Annotated in this window: 17 protein-coding genes; 11 read left to right on the top strand and 6 right to left on the bottom strand. The window is 62.2% G+C overall.

Going from position 1 to position 15,481, the window contains the following annotated elements:
• Positions 1–449: 449 nt before the first annotated feature.
• On the bottom strand, positions 450–1,211 hold the full coding sequence (locus tag D0Z70_RS09210) for an enoyl-CoA hydratase/isomerase family protein (RefSeq protein ID WP_119745590.1): 762 nt from the start codon (positions 1,209–1,211) through the stop codon (positions 450–452).
• Positions 1,208–1,876: a phosphoglycolate phosphatase gene (gene gph / locus D0Z70_RS09205; protein WP_182913905.1), complete on the bottom strand. Its 669-nt coding sequence runs from the start codon at positions 1,874–1,876 to the stop codon at positions 1,208–1,210. The genes D0Z70_RS09210 and gph overlap by 4 nt, the downstream gene beginning before the upstream one ends.
• Before the next feature lie 148 nt (positions 1,877–2,024).
• Between gph and glmU the strand changes: the two genes are divergently transcribed.
• The 7 genes from glmU (at position 2,025) to D0Z70_RS09170 (ending at position 7,538) form a co-directional block, all read left to right on the top strand.
• On the top strand, positions 2,025–3,317 hold the full coding sequence (gene glmU / locus D0Z70_RS09200; RefSeq protein WP_239018868.1) for a bifunctional UDP-N-acetylglucosamine diphosphorylase/glucosamine-1-phosphate N-acetyltransferase GlmU: 1,293 nt from the start codon (positions 2,025–2,027) through the stop codon (positions 3,315–3,317).
• Between the two features lie 85 nt (positions 3,318–3,402).
• Complete coding sequence (locus tag D0Z70_RS09195; RefSeq protein WP_119745586.1) at positions 3,403–4,290, top strand: metallophosphoesterase; 888 nt, start codon at positions 3,403–3,405, stop codon at positions 4,288–4,290.
• A gap of 33 nt (positions 4,291–4,323) precedes the next feature.
• Entirely contained in the window at positions 4,324–4,683 is a 360-nt protein-coding gene (locus D0Z70_RS09190; protein ID WP_182913903.1) for a ribbon-helix-helix domain-containing protein, read from the top strand.
• Positions 4,680–5,060, top strand: a complete 381-nt coding sequence (locus tag D0Z70_RS09185) for a PIN domain-containing protein (protein ID WP_119745582.1) — start codon at positions 4,680–4,682, stop codon at positions 5,058–5,060. The genes D0Z70_RS09190 and D0Z70_RS09185 overlap by 4 nt, the downstream gene beginning before the upstream one ends.
• A gap of 16 nt (positions 5,061–5,076) precedes the next feature.
• Complete coding sequence (glmS, locus tag D0Z70_RS09180) at positions 5,077–6,900, top strand: glutamine--fructose-6-phosphate transaminase (isomerizing) (protein WP_119745580.1); 1,824 nt, start codon at positions 5,077–5,079, stop codon at positions 6,898–6,900.
• Between the two features lie 46 nt (positions 6,901–6,946).
• On the top strand, positions 6,947–7,195 hold the full coding sequence (locus D0Z70_RS09175; RefSeq protein ID WP_119745578.1) for a type II toxin-antitoxin system HicA family toxin: 249 nt from the start codon (positions 6,947–6,949) through the stop codon (positions 7,193–7,195).
• Entirely contained in the window at positions 7,188–7,538 is a 351-nt protein-coding gene (locus tag D0Z70_RS09170) for a type II toxin-antitoxin system HicB family antitoxin (RefSeq protein ID WP_119745575.1), read from the top strand. The genes D0Z70_RS09175 and D0Z70_RS09170 overlap by 8 nt, the downstream gene beginning before the upstream one ends.
• A 48-nt stretch (positions 7,539–7,586) precedes the next feature.
• On the opposite strand, the gene D0Z70_RS09165 is transcribed toward D0Z70_RS09170, so the two are convergent.
• The 3 genes from D0Z70_RS09165 to D0Z70_RS09155 form a co-directional block, all read right to left on the bottom strand.
• Complete coding sequence (locus tag D0Z70_RS09165; protein WP_119745573.1) at positions 7,587–8,342, bottom strand: RipA family octameric membrane protein; 756 nt, start codon at positions 8,340–8,342, stop codon at positions 7,587–7,589.
• 60 nt (positions 8,343–8,402) lie between these two features.
• Complete coding sequence (locus tag D0Z70_RS09160) at positions 8,403–10,016, bottom strand: carbon-nitrogen hydrolase family protein (RefSeq protein WP_119745571.1); 1,614 nt, start codon at positions 10,014–10,016, stop codon at positions 8,403–8,405.
• 212 nt (positions 10,017–10,228) lie between these two features.
• On the bottom strand, positions 10,229–11,449 hold the full coding sequence (locus D0Z70_RS09155; RefSeq protein ID WP_119745719.1) for an NADP-dependent isocitrate dehydrogenase: 1,221 nt from the start codon (positions 11,447–11,449) through the stop codon (positions 10,229–10,231).
• Between the two features lie 168 nt (positions 11,450–11,617).
• Here D0Z70_RS09155 and D0Z70_RS09150 point away from each other — a divergent pair, with 168 nt between their 5' ends.
• Both D0Z70_RS09150 and D0Z70_RS09145 read left to right on the top strand, forming a co-directional pair.
• A complete protein-coding gene (locus tag D0Z70_RS09150) occupies positions 11,618–12,352 on the top strand; it encodes a phosphatidylserine decarboxylase (protein WP_119745569.1) in 735 nt (244 codons plus the stop codon).
• Positions 12,353–12,402: 50 nt separating this feature from the next.
• Entirely contained in the window at positions 12,403–13,134 is a 732-nt protein-coding gene (locus tag D0Z70_RS09145; protein ID WP_119745567.1) for a CDP-alcohol phosphatidyltransferase family protein, read from the top strand.
• Positions 13,135–13,139: 5 nt separating this feature from the next.
• Here the strand turns inward: D0Z70_RS09145 and D0Z70_RS09140 are convergent, their stop codons facing one another.
• Positions 13,140–13,355, bottom strand: a complete 216-nt coding sequence (locus D0Z70_RS09140) for a hypothetical protein (protein WP_119745565.1) — start codon at positions 13,353–13,355, stop codon at positions 13,140–13,142.
• A gap of 257 nt (positions 13,356–13,612) precedes the next feature.
• Between D0Z70_RS09140 and rpsB the strand changes: the two genes are divergently transcribed.
• Together rpsB and tsf are read left to right on the top strand one after the other, a co-directional pair.
• A complete protein-coding gene (gene rpsB / locus D0Z70_RS09135) occupies positions 13,613–14,371 on the top strand; it encodes a 30S ribosomal protein S2 (RefSeq protein WP_006954689.1) in 759 nt (252 codons plus the stop codon).
• Between the two features lie 113 nt (positions 14,372–14,484).
• Positions 14,485–15,411: a translation elongation factor Ts gene (gene tsf / locus D0Z70_RS09130; protein WP_119745563.1), complete on the top strand. Its 927-nt coding sequence runs from the start codon at positions 14,485–14,487 to the stop codon at positions 15,409–15,411.
• The last annotated feature ends 70 nt before the right edge of the window (positions 15,412–15,481 follow it).

Genomic DNA, 15,481 nt, shown 5'->3' with positions numbered 1-15,481 from the left:
TAAGATAGGCTATAGCCTGATCCGGTTACCCGGACTTGTCGACGGTGATGACCTCAAAATCCAACCCCGCGCGCTTCAATGAACTGCCTCGGCCCTACGATATCGCGAACTGGATTTTGTTCTCCCGGACTTCAATCCCAAAAGGGAAAGGCTTGGCTATTAAGCAAAGGGCCAGGCAAGAGGAGATTAAACTTCATCTCAACCACCTCCTTTCTATCAGAGGCAAAGAAAGGGTATCATTGCGGCAGATTGGAGTCCACGTTGATTTAGCTGCTCCGGCTCGGGCTTCCCCTTTGCCACCTTCTTGTGCCTGTCATCTCAACGGGCCTCGTCCTCGTCCCCGCCGTGTTCGCGGGCTGTTTCTTTGAATCTATCGAATTGGGTATTCTCGTCTGTCACAAATTTGTTTGCAAAGTATATAATCGCCTTTTTTGGCGAGCATGACAGGCTTAAAAGTCAGGCCGCCGCTTCGCCTGAAATGCGGCTACGCCCTCGGCAAAATCGGGCAGGGTGAAGGCGTCGCGGAACATGGCGAGAGTCGTGTCGTCATCATCGGCCTGACCGTCCAGTATGCGGCGGATGATCGCTTTGGATGCGCGGACGCTATGCTGCGCGTTGGTGGCGATGGTGTGGGCCAGGGCGGTCGCGGCGACGAGGGGATCGGCGGCGATTTCGTCGATCAGGCCGATGGCGAGGGCATCGTCCGCATTGTGTAACGCGCCGGTGAAGAGGATGCGTTTAGCGCGAGCCGGACCGACCAGATCGACCAGCAATTTGGTGTCGAACAGCGAATAGACGATGCCGAGCTTTGCAGGCGTGATCCCCAGCCGCGCGGTGGGCGACGCAATGCGCAGGTCGCAGGCGATGGCGAGGCCGCAGCCGCCGCCGACGCAATCGCCGTCGATCGCGGCGATGACCGGCTTGGGCGCATGAGCGAGGGAATATTGGCTGGCGCGGATCGCGGCCTGATTGGCTATGCGCCAGCTTTCCTCGCCGCTGTGATCGGCAAATTCGCCGATGTCGGCTCCCGCGCAGAAGAGGCCGGGTGTGGCGGAGGCGAGGATCAGAACGCGGACCTGATCGTCCGCCATTGCCTGGCCCACCAGCAGGGGCAGGCTTTCCCACATCGCCTGCGTCATCGCGTTCCGGCGGGTCGGGCGGTCGATCAGCAGGCGGGCGATTGCGCCGTCCAGCTCCAGCCGCAGTGTCATTGCGGCCAGCTTTCGAGCAAGGGCAGCAGTGCATCGAAATGGTCGATGACGGCATCTGCGGCGAGATTTTCGACCGGGCCGTCGAGAAAGCCGAAGCTGACGGCGATGCTGGGGATGCCGGCATTGCGCGCGCCCGCTATGTCGTTGATGGTATCGCCGATGAAGATCGTCCGGCCACCGCCTGCGCGCGCGATCATGGCGTGGATCGGGGCTGGATCGGGCTTGGCGATGCCGACCGTGTCGCCGCCGACGATGCTGGCGAAACGGGACGTCAGGCCAAGTTGATCCATCAGCGGGAGGGTGAAGCGTTCCGCCTTGTTGGTGCAGATGGCGAGTTTGACACCAGCCGCTGCCAGCGCGTCCATCGCCGCGACCAGGCCGGGATAGGGGACGGAATGGGCGCTGAGGTTGGCCTGATAATAGTCGAGCAGGACTGGGAGCAATTGCGCCAGTGTCGCATCGTCATAGCCACCCGACGCATCGAGCGCGCGTTCGAGCATGACCTTGGCACCCTTGCCGACGAAAGGCCTGATGGCTTCGACCGGAAAGGGCGGACGGTCGATCGTGGCGATGGCGTGATTGACCGCGGCGGCAAGGTCTCCGCTGGTGTCGATCAGTGTGCCGTCGAGGTCGAAGCCAACGATATCGAAAGGAATTTTTGCCATGGCCGCGCCATGCCGCGACCGCGGTGGCAAAGGCAAGCCAAACATGGCAGAGCCATGGGCCATAGACCCATTTATGAGGGACATCCTTATCGTGACCGCCAGCCGTCCTCTTGCCGTCATCATCCTTGCCGCCGGGCAGGGTACGCGCATGAAATCGTCGCTGCACAAGGTGCTGCATCCGGTCGCGGGGCGGCCGATGCTGCTGCACCTGCTGGCAAGCGTTTCCGGGCTGGAGCCGGAGCGGCAGGTGGTCGTGGTCGGCGCGGGCCGGGAACAGGTCGAGGCAGCGGTGGCGGGGACCGGCGCAGTGATTGCGGTGCAGGACAGGCAGCTTGGCACCGGCCATGCGGTTGCGCAGGCGCATGACGCGCTGGCGGGTTTTGCGGGTGATGTGTTGATCCTCTATGGCGACGTGCCGCTGGTGAGCGGGGCGACGATGCGGGCGATGCTCGACCGGCTGAACCGGGGGGATGATCCGCGCGCGGTGGTGCTGGGCTTCCGCCCTGATGACGCCGCCGCCTATGGCCGGATCATCGCTGACGGGCAGGGGATCATCGAGAAGATGGTCGAATATAAGGATGCCAGCGAGGCTGAGCGAGCGGTGACGCTTTGCAATAGCGGGCTGATGGCGGTGCGATCGACCGATCTGTTCGTGCTGCTCGACCAGATTGGCAACGACAATGCCGCTGGCGAATATTATCTGCCCGACATCATCATGCTGCCCGGTGCGCCGAGCGCCGTCATCGAGACCGAAGCCTGGGAAGTGGCGGGAGTCAACAGCCGGGTCGAACTGGCGGGCGTGGAGGCGATGTGGCAGGCCCGCCGCCGGGTAGAGGCGATGCGCGAGGGGGTGACTTTGGTCGCGCCGGAGACGGTGCTCTTTGCGCATGACACGGTGCTGGGTCGCGACGTGGTGGTGGAGCCGAACGTCGTGTTCGGGCCGGGCGTCAGCGTGGCGGACGATGTGATCATTCACGCCTTTTCCCATCTGGAAGGGGCCAGCGTGGAAAGCGGCGCGGCGATCGGTCCCTATGCGCGGCTGCGGCCCGGCGCGCAGATCGGGGTGAAGGCCAAGGTCGGCAATTTCGTCGAGATCAAGAAGGCGGTGCTGGGCGAAGGGGCCAAGGTCAATCACCTGTCCTATATCGGCGACGCCAGTGTGGGGGCGGGGGCCAATATCGGCGCGGGGACGATCACCTGCAATTATGACGGCTTCTTCAAATATAGGACTGACATTGGCGCGGGGGCCTTTGTCGGGTCGAACAGCGCGCTGGTTGCGCCGGTGTCGATCGGCGCGGGCGCGATCGTCGCGGCGGGGAGCGTGGTGACGAAGGCGGTCGAGGCCGATGCGCTGTGCCTGGTGCGGCCTGCGCAAGAGAGCAAGCCGGGCTGGGCGGCGCGGTTTCGGGCGCGGATGATGGCGCGGAAGGCTGCGAAGTGAGAAAAGGCCGCGTGCTCCCGCGCAGGCGGGAGTCTAGGCCGGAGCGTGGGACTGGGCTCCCGCCTGCGCGGGAGCGCGCGGCGGGATGAGGCGCCGCATCGGTCGGGTGGCGCTGGCGCTGATCTTGCTGGTGGCGGGCTTTGCGCTTTGGTTAGTGATGAACGCCAGCGCCATGCCGGTGGTGCGGCGGGCGGAGATTGCGCTGCCTTTCCCGGTGGATGCGCCGCGTGATCCGGTCACCGTTGCGCTACTGACTGATACCCATTTGTCCGGGCCGGATAATAGCCCGGCGCGGATGGCGCGGATCGTGGCGCAGATCAATGCGCTGCGGCCTGACCTGATCCTGCTGGGCGGGGACTATATCGGCGATGCCAAGGGCGGGGCGACCTATGATGCGCGGGCGAGTATTGCGCCGTTTGGCAAGTTGCGCGCGCCGCTGGGCGTGGTGGCGGTGCTGGGCAATCATGACAGCCGGAGCAAGAAGAACCGGGTTGCGCTGAGTGGCCCGGACTGGGCAGCCGCTTTTGCGCGGCTGGGCATCACCCTGTTGCAGGATGGCGTGGTGCGGCGCGGGCCGCTGGCGATTGGCGGGTTGCAGGATATTTATACGCGCAGACCCGACCTGCCCGATACGCTGGCGGCGATGGCGCGGCTGGGCGGCGCGCCGCTGATCCTGTCGCATGGGCCGGATGTGTTTCCGGCTTTGCCCGACGTGCCGTCGCTGACGCTGGTGGGCCACACCCATTGCGGGCAGGTGGCGCTGCCCTTTGCCGGGATCGTCTATGTGCCGTCGAAATATGGCACGCGCTATGCCTGCGGCCTGTATCGCGACGGGGCCAAGGCGATGATCGTGGCGGCCGGGGTCGGCACCAGCGGATTGCCGATCCGGATGCTGGCGCCGCCGGATATCTGGCTGATCACGATAAAGCCGACAGTGAGCCGTACATATGTGAGCGACTCTGCGGCATCTTGACTTGATATCATGATATGATATCAAAATATCATCATGCGCTTTCTGGCTGACATACCCGACGATGACGTCAAATGGCTGGACCAGCTGGCCCGCGAACAGGGCAAGTCGCGGGCGGCTGTGTTGCGGGAGGCTGTGTCGGCCTATCGTCCGCAAACGTCGAAAGATTCACTGGAACAGGGCTTTGGCGCGTGGGCGCGGCATGGCGTGTCGGTCGATCCCCACGAATATGATCGTGCGCGGCGGGCGGAATGGACCCGTCCGTGGGACGATGACTATGACGAAGTCCGCGCCGCATCCCCGGAATATTTCACGGAAGAGGATGACAAGGAGCGGGCGCATTATGTGGCGCTGACGAAAAAGGCAGCCGAGACGCTCCAAAAGAATCGCCCATGAGCGGTTATAGTCTGGACGCCAATATCGTCATCGACGCCCTTTTGAATCATGAACCGGCCCATCGCGAAATTTCCCGCATAGCGGGCAGCGGCGCGCGCATGTGGATCAGCCGCATGGCGTGGATCGAGATATTGTCCAAAGGTAATGAATCGGCCGTGCGCGAGGTGCTGATGTTTCTGGGGCAGTTCGGCCTGGACGAAATCGATGACGAGATATCGCACCGGGCGGCCGCACTTCGCCGTGAACGCGCGCGGCTGAAGTCACCCGACGCGATCATATTGGCCACTGCACAATTGCGCGGCCGCATTCTCGTGACACGCAATACTAAGGATTTTCCGGCAGAGATGCCGGGCATCCGCGTTCCCTATCACATCTGAAAGGCTCCCCCGGCACATGTGCGGCATCATTGGCATCATCAGCAATAGCGACGTGGCGGAGCGGCTGGTCGATGGGCTCAAGCGGCTGGAATATCGCGGCTATGACAGCGCGGGGGTCGCGACCGTCCATGACGGGGCGATCGAGCGGCGGCGGGCGGAGGGGAAACTCGCCAATCTGGTGACCGAATTGCGCGACGAGCCGCTGCCCGGCACCACTGGCATCGCCCATACAAGATGGGCCACCCACGGCGCGCCGACGACAAGCAATGCGCATCCCCATGCGACGCGCGAAGTGGCGCTGGTCCACAATGGCATTATCGAAAATTTCAAGCCGCTGCGCGCCGAACTGATGGCGCGGGGGCGCATCTTCGACAGCCAGACCGATACCGAGGTGGTCGCGCATCTGGTAAGCGAGCTGGTGGAACGGGGGGCGTCGCCCAAGGAGGCGGTGCGCCAGGTGCTGCCGCGCCTGCACGGGGCGTTTGCGCTGGCAATCCTGTTCCGCAGCCATCCCGACATGCTGATCGGCGCGCGGCTGGGGTCGCCGCTGGTGGTGGGCTATGGCGATGGCGAGACCTATTTGGGGTCGGATGCTTTGGCGCTGGCACCGCTGACGCAGAAGATCGCCTATCTGGAAGAGGGCGACTGGGTGGTCATCACCAAGGATGGTGCCGAGATTTTTGACAAGGATAACGCGCCGGTCGAGCGGCCGGTGACCCTGTCCGGCGTGTCGGGGGCGATGATCGACAAGGGCAATCATCGCCACTTCATGCAGAAGGAAATTTACGAGCAGCCGGTCGTCGTCGCCCAGACGCTGCGCGCCTATCTGCGCCGGATGGAGAATGAGGTCGCCATGCCGGACATGGATTTCGATCTGGGGGCGGTGAGGCGCATCACGATCGTCGCCTGCGGCACCAGCTTCTATGCCGGGATGGTCGCCAAATATTGGTTCGAGAAATTCGCGCGCGTGCCGGTCGACATCGATGTTGCGAGCGAGTTCCGTTATCGCGACCCGGTGCTGGAAAAGGGCGGGCTGGCGCTCTTCATCAGCCAGTCGGGCGAGACGGCGGATACGCTGGCGGCGCTGCGCCATGCCAGGGCGGCGGACCAGATCATCGCGGTGGTGGTCAATGTGCCGACCAGCTCGATGGCACGGGAGGCCGACCTGTTGCTGCCGACCCATGCCGGGCCGGAAATCGGCGTTGCATCGACTAAGGCCTTTACCTGCCAACTCGCCGTGCTGGCCGCGCTGGCCGCCAATCTGGCGCGGGCCAAGGGGTTGCTCACCCCGGCGGAAGAGGCCGAGATCGTCTGGCACCTGTCCGAAGCCCCTGCCGCGATGAACGAGGCGCTGGGCCATGACGGTGAGATCGAGGCGATGGCGCATCTGATCGCGCCGGCGCGCGACGTGCTGTATCTGGGGCGCGGGCCGGATTATCCGATGGCGCTGGAAGGGGCGCTGAAACTGAAGGAAATCAGCTATATCCATGCCGAGGGCTATGCCGCGGGCGAGATGAAGCACGGGCCGATCGCGCTGATCGACGAGGCGGTGCCGGTGATCGTGATCGCGCCGTCAGGTCCGCTGTTCGAGAAAACCGTAAGCAACATGCAGGAAGTGCAGGCGCGTGGCGGCAAGGTGGTGCTGATTTCCGACGCGGAAGGCATCGCGCTGGCGGGCGAGGGCTGCATGGCGACGATCGAGATGCCCAAGGTGCATCCGCTGATCGCGCCGCTTGTCTATGCGGTGCCGGTGCAGTTGCTGGCCTATCATGTCGCGGTGGCCAAGGGGACCGATGTGGACCAGCCGAGGAATCTGGCGAAGAGTGTTACGGTGGAGTGATCGCAGAATAGTTGTTATTTGACACCATATACGGTATCATGCCGTCATGACCAAGGCGGACAAGCTGCTGGACCGGATGCTGCGCAATCCCGCCGGGGATTGGACGATATCGGATATCCAGACGCTGTGCGCGCAACTGGGTTGGGCTTGCCTGCCGCCGACAGGGGGCGGGTCGCACTGGAAAGTGGCGGTGCCGGGCAGTGATACGATCCTGACCATTCCGGCCAAGCGCCCGATCAAGCCGGTCTATGTGCGTAAGCTGATGGCATTTGTGAAGGACAGCAAGCATGGCTAAAACAAAGGCGCGGCAGGCCGATTATGCGATCATGGTCGAGCCGTTGTCGGACGCGGACGGCGGCGGCTGGCTGGCGACTGTTCCTGCGCTGCCCGGTTGCATGGGTGATGGTGATACGCCGGAGGCGGCGCTGGCTGACGCGGCGGCGGCTATTGCCGAATGGCACGATGCAGCCAAGGCATTGGGGCGTGATGTTCCCGGTCCCGGCGCGCTGGGCCAATGGCGGCAGCGCGTGCCACGGTCCCTGCATGAAAAGCTGAAATTCGTGGCTGCGCGGGAGGGCGTGTCGCTGAACGCCTATGTGGCGAATGTGCTGGCGGAGAGTGTCGGTAAAGCCGGTTAACATCAAATTACGATGATGGCTCACAACGACCAGACGGGAGCAATATTGCTATCCTTCGTCAGGGATGACCGCATCTTTGGCTTTGGTGTGGCGAAGCAATAGCTGGCGTTCCTCTTTTCCGTCGCCCTGTCTTTTCCAAATCCAGCGCCAGCCTGGTTTTACTTCGATCCACGAATCCTGATGCAGGACATAACCAGTCATCGTCTGCTTTGTGCCGATCCAGATGTAGATCAAAATGGCCATCAGTAGGCAAAAGAACCCCTCTGGTGACGCCTGAACAATCCAGTCGGGGATGTGGCCAGCGATAAACGGTGCGGTCATAGCCGCGATCCAGCCTCCAGTGACAAGGCCCATGAAGCGTTGGTTAAGGCGACTGACGGAGTGGTTCACCTTTCCATCGTTCCAAATTGTCTGGGTCAGTTTTCCCTCAACATCGCCTTCCAGTGCATCAACATGAGATTCCCAGTTTTCCTGCCAATATTTGGAGCCCTTTGCTGAGAGCCAGCCAACAAAGCCGGAAATTGCGCCTATCGCCGCAGGGAGTTGAATGGCCATTAACGATGGAGCGCCGTTTTCGCCGCCGAACATGAAGCCTAGCAGGGCGAAAGCTATTGCCTGGAACGACCAGAAGTAGGTTGCGCGTTTCCAGTAATTTTCAATCTCGAATTTTCGCATTTCGTGCGCCCGGTCGAGCGCTGCCATTTTGGCGGTGACATAAGCGTCTGTTGCGACCGCGGATTTTGGTAGGTCTAGTGCCTTATAGTAGGCGGCTGTCATGTCCTTACGATTGGCCACGATCGTCATTCCCCCTTAGTGGCCCAGTCCCTGCCCACTGCAATAGCGGAAAAACTGTCCGCGCAGCAATCACCCACCCCCCGGCGAATTATGGCCGCCTGCCGGGACCGGGCCGCCGCTTTGAGCGTGAGCGTGGTCGGGGTTGTTGTCCCATTCGATATGATAGAGATCGAAGCGGCGGTCGCGCAGGTTGCGGACGGTGCCTTCGGCGCGTGCCCAGCTGAGGTCGGCGAGGTTGACGTCGGCCATGGTCAGGGTTTCGACATTTTCGGTCGATTCCGCCGCGATGCCGTCGCGGGCGAAGGGGAGGTCGCAGGGGGTTAGGATGGCGCTCTGGGCATATTGGATGTCCATATTGTCGACATTGGGCAGATTGCCGACATTGCCTGACATGACGACATAGCATTGATTTTCGATCGCGCGGGCCTGTGCGCAGTAGCGCACGCGCATATAGCCGGAGCGGGAGTCGGTGCAGAAGGGGACGAAGATGATGCGCGCGCCCTGATCGACCAGGCGGCGGGCGAGTTCGGGAAATTCGCTGTCGTAGCAGATCAATACGCCGATCGGCCCGCAGTCGGTCTGGATCACGTCGAGCGCGTCGCCGCCCTTGATATTCCACCAAAAGGCTTCGTTGGGGGTCGGGTGGATTTTTTCCTGGGTGTGGAGCGATCCGTCGCGCAGCGCCACATAGGCGATATTCTGGATGTCGCCATCGTCAGCGCGGGTCGGGTGGGAGCCGCCGATGATGTTGATATTATATTCCAGCGCCATCCTCCCCAGTTCCTTGGTCAGGCGCGGTGTGTAGTTGGTGAGCTTGTCGATCGCCTCCATCGGCGTCAGCTTCTTGGCCTCGAACGATAGCAGGGGGAGGGTGAAAAGTTCGGGAAAGACGATGAAGTCGGAGCGGTAATCGGCGGCGACATCGACGAAATATTCGATGTTGCGGATGAATTCGTCGAAATCCTGCACCGCGCGCGCCTGGAGCTGGCAGGTGGCGAGGCGGACGCTTTCGACGCCGCGCGGCACCCGCATTTCGGGCGCTTCGTCGGGGTCGACATAGGGGTTGCGCCAGACCAGATGGGCGGCGTGGCCGTCCGACTGCTTGTCCTCCGGCAGGTAATTTTCCAGGACGCCGAGCGGCTCGAAGCCGTTTTTGAGCTGGAAGCTGACGACCTGATCGCGGATTTTGCCGGTGACGACCTTGTCCAGATAATCCTTTGGCCCTTCGACCTTGCGTTTGGTGCGCAGATAGCCCGGCATCCGTCCGGCGATGACGATGCCGTGCAGGTCCAGTTCCTCGACCAGTTCCTTGCGCGCGTCATAGATGCGCTGGCCGATGCGCAGTCCGCGCAGCTTGGGATCGACCGCCATTTCATAGCCGTAGAGCCATTCGCCGGCCGCGCTGTGGCGGGTGCCAAAGCCGTTGGCGGTGATTTCGTCCCAGTCATGGGGCGAGAAGGCCATCGACTTGCTGACACGCATGGTGGCGCAATAACCCACCACCTTGTTGTCGTAGAGCGCGACGAAACAGCCATCGGGGAAATTGTTGATCTGGCCCCGGACGGTGGCGGGGGAGTAATTGGGCAGGCCCGGATAGACGCGGGCTATCAGCCGCAGGATGGCGCGCACGTCGGACGGGACGGCGGTGCGAACTTCCAGGCGTTTGCGGGCTGTCGTTGTCATCTGCGCGTCTCCTGTGAGGGCCGTCCCGAATGGATCATAACCTCCGTTCGTTTCGAGCGAAGTCGAGAAACGCTGCGCATGAGGTTTCTCGACTTCGCTCGAAACGAACGGAGAGAGGCGTTCTTCCGGTTGGTTGGCCAGTCATGAAAAAGGCGGCCCCGTCATACGGCGCCGCCTCGTTCCGTTTGCGTATTGAAAGCCTCAGGCGGCTATCAGTTCCATTTCGCCATTTCGGCTTCCAGATTGACGCGGATCGTTTCGAAAAACTGTTCCGTGGTCATCCAGGCCTGTTCCGGGCCGATCAGCAGCGCCAGATCCTTCGTCATGGCGCCATCCTCGACGGTCTTGATGCAGACGCGCTCCAGCGTTTCGGCGAATTTGGTGACGTCGGGGGTGCCGTCGAACTTGCCGCGGAAGGCCAACCCTTGCGTCCAGGCGAAGATCGACGCGATCGGGTTGGTCGAGGTTGCCTTGCCCTGCTGATGCTGGCGATAGTGGCGGGTGACGGTGCCGTGGGCGGCTTCGGCCTCGACCGTCTTGCCATCGGGCGAGAGGAGCACGGAGGTCATGAGGCCGAGCGAACCGAAGCCCTGCGCGACCGTGTCGGACTGGACGTCGCCGTCATAATTTTTGCAGGCCCAGACGAACTTGCCGCTCCACTTGAGCGCGGAGGCGACCATGTCGTCGATCAGGCGATGTTCGTAGACGATGCCTGCCGCCTTGAACTTGTCGGCAAATTCTTCGTCGAACACCTGCTGGAACAGATCCTTGAAGCGGCCGTCATAAGCCTTGAGGATGGTGTTCTTGGTCGAGAGGTATAGCGGCCATTTGCGGTCGAGCGCATAGTTCATGCTCGCCCTGGCAAAGTCGATGATCGACTGGTCAAGGTTATACATGCCCATGGCGACGCCGGCGGCCGGGAAGTTGAACACTTCCTTTTCGATCTTTTCGCCATTGTCGCCGTCCCACACCATGGTCAGCTTGCCAGCGCTGGGGACCAGAAAGTCGGTCGCCTTATACTGGTCGCCAAAGGCGTGACGGCCGATGACGATCGGGTCGGTCCAGCCGGGGACGAGACGGGGGACATTCTTGATGACGATGGGTTCGCGGAACACGACGCCGCCCAGGATGTTGCGGATGGTGCCGTTGGGCGACTTCCACATCTGCTTGAGGTTGAATTCCTCGACCCGCTGTTCGTCGGGGGTGATGGTGGCGCATTTCACGCCGACGCCATATTGCTTGATCGCGTTGGCGGAATCGATGGTGATCTGGTCGTTGGTCTCGTCGCGCTTTTCGACGCTGAGGTCATAATATTTGAGGTCAATGTCGAGATAGGGGAGGATCAGGCGTTCACGAATCCACTGCCAGATGATCCGGGTCATTTCGTCGCCGTCAATCTCCACGACGGGGTTTTTCACCTTGATCTTCGCCATGCGCCTGTTCGCCTTCTTCATTTTGGGTGGATTTGCGAAACGCCCTAGGCAAAGCGCGGCCAATGTTCAACCGTGCAGGCGGGATTTTGGCGATGCGAGCGGGGCGAGGGACACATGGGCGGCATCGGTCGTTGTCAGGGCGAGGGTCTCTCCCTAAAGACGGTGACTATGGAACATGACGACATCACGATCGCCACTGGCGGTAATATCAAATGGCGCTTTCCCCCGGTTCACCCGGAAGGGGTGAAATTCGGCCTGATTGCAGCGGCCATTACCGGGATATTTTTCCTGCTGGGCTGGGACGTGATCGGCTGGCTGATGCTGATCGTGACGATGTGGGTGCTGGCCTTCTTCCGCGATCCGGTGCGCGCCGTGCCGCAGGATGAAGGCGCGATTATCGCGCCCGCCGACGGGCTGGTGACGTTGATCCAGAAGGTGCCGCCGCCGCGCGAAATGGCGGGTGCCGCGGGGCTGGGCGATCAGCCGCTGATCCGTGTGTCGATCTTCATGAGTGTGTTCGACGTCCATATCAATCGCACCCCGATCGGCGGGACGATCAAGTCGGTCGTCTATATTTCGGGCAAATTCCTGAACGCGGACCTCGATAAGGCGAGCGAGGATAATGAGCGCCAGCATATATTGGTCGAGCGGCATGATGGCCTGCGGGTTGGCTTCACCCAGATTGCGGGTCTGGTTGCGCGGCGGATCGTGCCGTTCGTCAAGCCCGGCGATATGGTCGCGGCGGGGCAGCGCATAGGCCTTATCCGCTTTGGCAGCCGGGTGGACGTCTATCTGCCCGCCGGGACTGCGCCGCGCGTGATATTGGGCCAGCGGACGGTGGCGGGTGAAACGATCCTGGGCCAGATTGGCGATCGTCGCGTGATCGCGGGTATCCAGCAGTGAGGCAGCGCCGCGCCGTGCCACGGGGTTTGCGCCGGGGGATCACCCTGCGGATGGTTGCGCCCAATGCGGTGACGGCGATGGCGCTGTGCTTTGGCCTGACCGGCGTGCGTTATGGCATATCGGGCGAATGGGAGCGGGCGGTGCTGTCCATCCTGTTTGCCGGTGTGCTGGATGGCCTGGACGGGCGAATCGCCCGGCTGCTGCGCGGCGAGAGTCGGTTTGGCGCGGAACTGGATTCGCTGTCCGATTCGATTGCGTTCGGGGTCGCCCCGGCGCTGATCCTGTATCTCTGGTCGCTTCATGCGATGCCCAAATTCGGCTGGATCTTCGCTCTGGCCCATGCCCTGTCCTGCGCGCTGCGACTGGCGCGGTTCAACGCCAATATCGATGTCGATGTGCAGCCGCACAAGTCGGCGGGCTTCCTGACCGGCGTGCCTGCGCCCGCTGGTGCGGGCCTCGCCTTCGTGCCGCTCTATCTGTGGCTGGTGACGGGGGAGGAGATTTTCCGCGCCTGGTATGTCGTGGCACCCTGGGCTGCGTTTGTCGCCTTCCTGATGATCTCCAACATCGCGACCTATACCTGGTCGGCGCTGCGGCTGCGCAAGCGGATCAGGCTGGAGGCGATTGCTCTGGCCGGGTTGCTGGCGGCGTTGCTGGTAACCGATCCCTGGCTGACGCTGCTGCTGATCTGCGGCATCTATGTGGCGCTGATCCCGTTCGGCATCCTGTCCTACGCCAAGGTGCTGCGTCAGCGCGAGACTGTGCCTGATCCGGCACCCTGATCCTGTCAGGCGGCCAGAGCCGACATGGATACAGGGCGTGAAACCGGCGCGACGCGCGGGCGACGGATGCGGACATGGTAGACCGGCGCGTCCTGCGGGATTGGCTGGAACAGCAAAGCGGCGACCATCTTGTCATGATAGTGGAGAAACATCCACGCGATCGTGCCGATAGCCATCATGAAGGCCAGAGAAAACAGGGTCACTGCAACGAATGTGAACATGGAGATCACTTTCTATCTTGCCATTTGCACGGCTAGTCCCACTATGATGGTGTAAACAGCGGTTAACCGTGTTTGTTCCGTCTGTTCACTATATGTTCCTATCTTTAGCGCGAGTCAACCCCTTGCGCAATGTTTCGCGGGTCGTTAAAGGCGCGCCCTATTCCACATGGGAATCGACATATCCGGTGCCGGCGGGGTCTTTCAGGCTTCTTCCCGGTTCCTGATTCCCAGAGGCACAACCGGAAGGAGATTATCTTATGGCGGCACCTGTCGTCACCATGCACCAATTGATCGACGCTGGCGCGCATTTTGGCCACCAGACGCATCGCTGGAATCCGCGCATGAAGCCGTATATTTTCGGCGAGCGCAACGGCATCCACATCCTTGACCTGTCGCAGACCGTGCCGCTGTTTGGCCGCGCGCTCGACTTCGTGTCGTCGACCGTTGCCGCTGGCGGCAAGGTGCTGTTCGTTGGCACCAAGCGCCAGGCGCAGGACCCGATCGCCGACGCGGCGCGCAAGTCCGGCCAGCATTTCGTCAACCATCGCTGGCTGGGCGGGATGCTCACCAACTGGAAAACGATTTCGGGTTCGATCAAGCGTCTCAAGACCCTTGAGGAAAAGCTGTCGGGTGACACCCATGGCTTTACCAAGAAGGAAGTCCTCCAGATGACTCGCGAACGCGAGAAGCTGGAAATGTCGCTGGGCGGCATTCGCGACATGAACGGCATCCCCGATGTCATGTTCGTGATCGACGCCAACAAGGAAGAGCTGGCGATCAAGGAAGCCAACACGCTCGGCATCCCGGTCGTTGCGATCCTCGATTCCAACGTCTCGCCCGACGGCATCGCCTTCCCGGTTCCCGCGAACGATGACGCCAGCCGCGCCATCCGCCTCTATTGCGACGCCATTGCGGCCGCCGCCACCAAGGGCAACCGTGGTGCGCAGCAGGCTTCGGGCGTCGACCTGGGCGCGATGGACGAGCCGCTGGCTGAAGAGGTTGTCGCCGAAGCCTAAAAGGCGTCGCACAACTGCAAGAATGACAGGCTAGGGCGCGCTCTTTGGAGACGCGCCCTAGTGCTTGTTCAAGACCCGCTTATTTGAACCACAGATATATTAGGAGCCGAAACATGGCCGATATTACTGCCGCCACCGTCAAGGAACTGCGCGACCGTTCGGGCGCCGGCATGATGGATTGCAAGAAGGCGCTGACCGAAACCAACGGCGACATCGAAGCGGCAACCGACTGGCTGCGCGCCAAGGGTCTGGCCGCTGCGCAGAAGAAGTCGAGCCGCACCGCGGCCGAGGGTCTGGTCGGCGTGGCCGTTTCGGGCACCAAGGGCGTTGCCGTCGAAGTGAACAGCGAAACCGACTTCGTCGCCAAGAACGACCAGTTCCAGGATTTCGTCCGCACCGTGTCCACCATCGCGCTGGACAGCGGCGTGGCGGACGCTGAAGCGCTGCTGGCGTCGGCCTATCCGTCGGGCGGCACCGTGTCCGAAAAGCTGGTCGCCAACATCGCGACCATCGGCGAAAACCAGAATGTCCGCCGCGTGGGCCATGTGTCGGTGAACCAGGGCATCGTCGTCCCCTACGTCCACAACGCTGCCGCACCGGGCCTGGGCAAGATCGGCGTGCTGGTCGCGCTGGAAGGCGATGCGCCTGCCGACGTTCTGGAACCGCTGGGCAAGCAGATTGCGATGCATATCGCTGCGGCCTTCCCGCTGGCGCTGTCGGCTGCCGACATTGATCCGGTCCAGCTGGAGCGTGAGCGCGCGATCGCGACCGAAAAGGCCGCCGAATCGGGCAAGCCCGCTGAAATCATCGCCAAGATGGTCGATGGCGCAGTGGCCAAGTACGCCAAGGAAAATGCGCTTCTGTCGCAGCTGTTCGTGATGGACAACAAGACCCCGATCGCCGACGTGGTGGCCAAGGCCGCCAAGGAAGCCGGCGCGTCGATCACCCTGACCAGCTATGTCCGCTTCCAGTTGGGCGAAGGCATCGAGAAGGAAGTCAGCGACTTTGCCGCCGAAGTCGCGGCGGCTGCTGGCATCTGATCATTTTTCTCCCCTTGCCGGGGAGGAAAAGCTGCTTCACAGAATGGCGCGCACTGCTAAGGTGCGCGCC

The sequence above is a fragment of the Sphingobium terrigena genome (genome assembly GCF_003591655.1).
In the GTDB taxonomy this organism is placed as follows: domain Bacteria; phylum Pseudomonadota; class Alphaproteobacteria; order Sphingomonadales; family Sphingomonadaceae; genus Sphingobium; species Sphingobium terrigena.
Note: the sequence above shows the minus strand (reverse complement) of the source record. Positions and strands in the feature narration are given on the sequence as shown.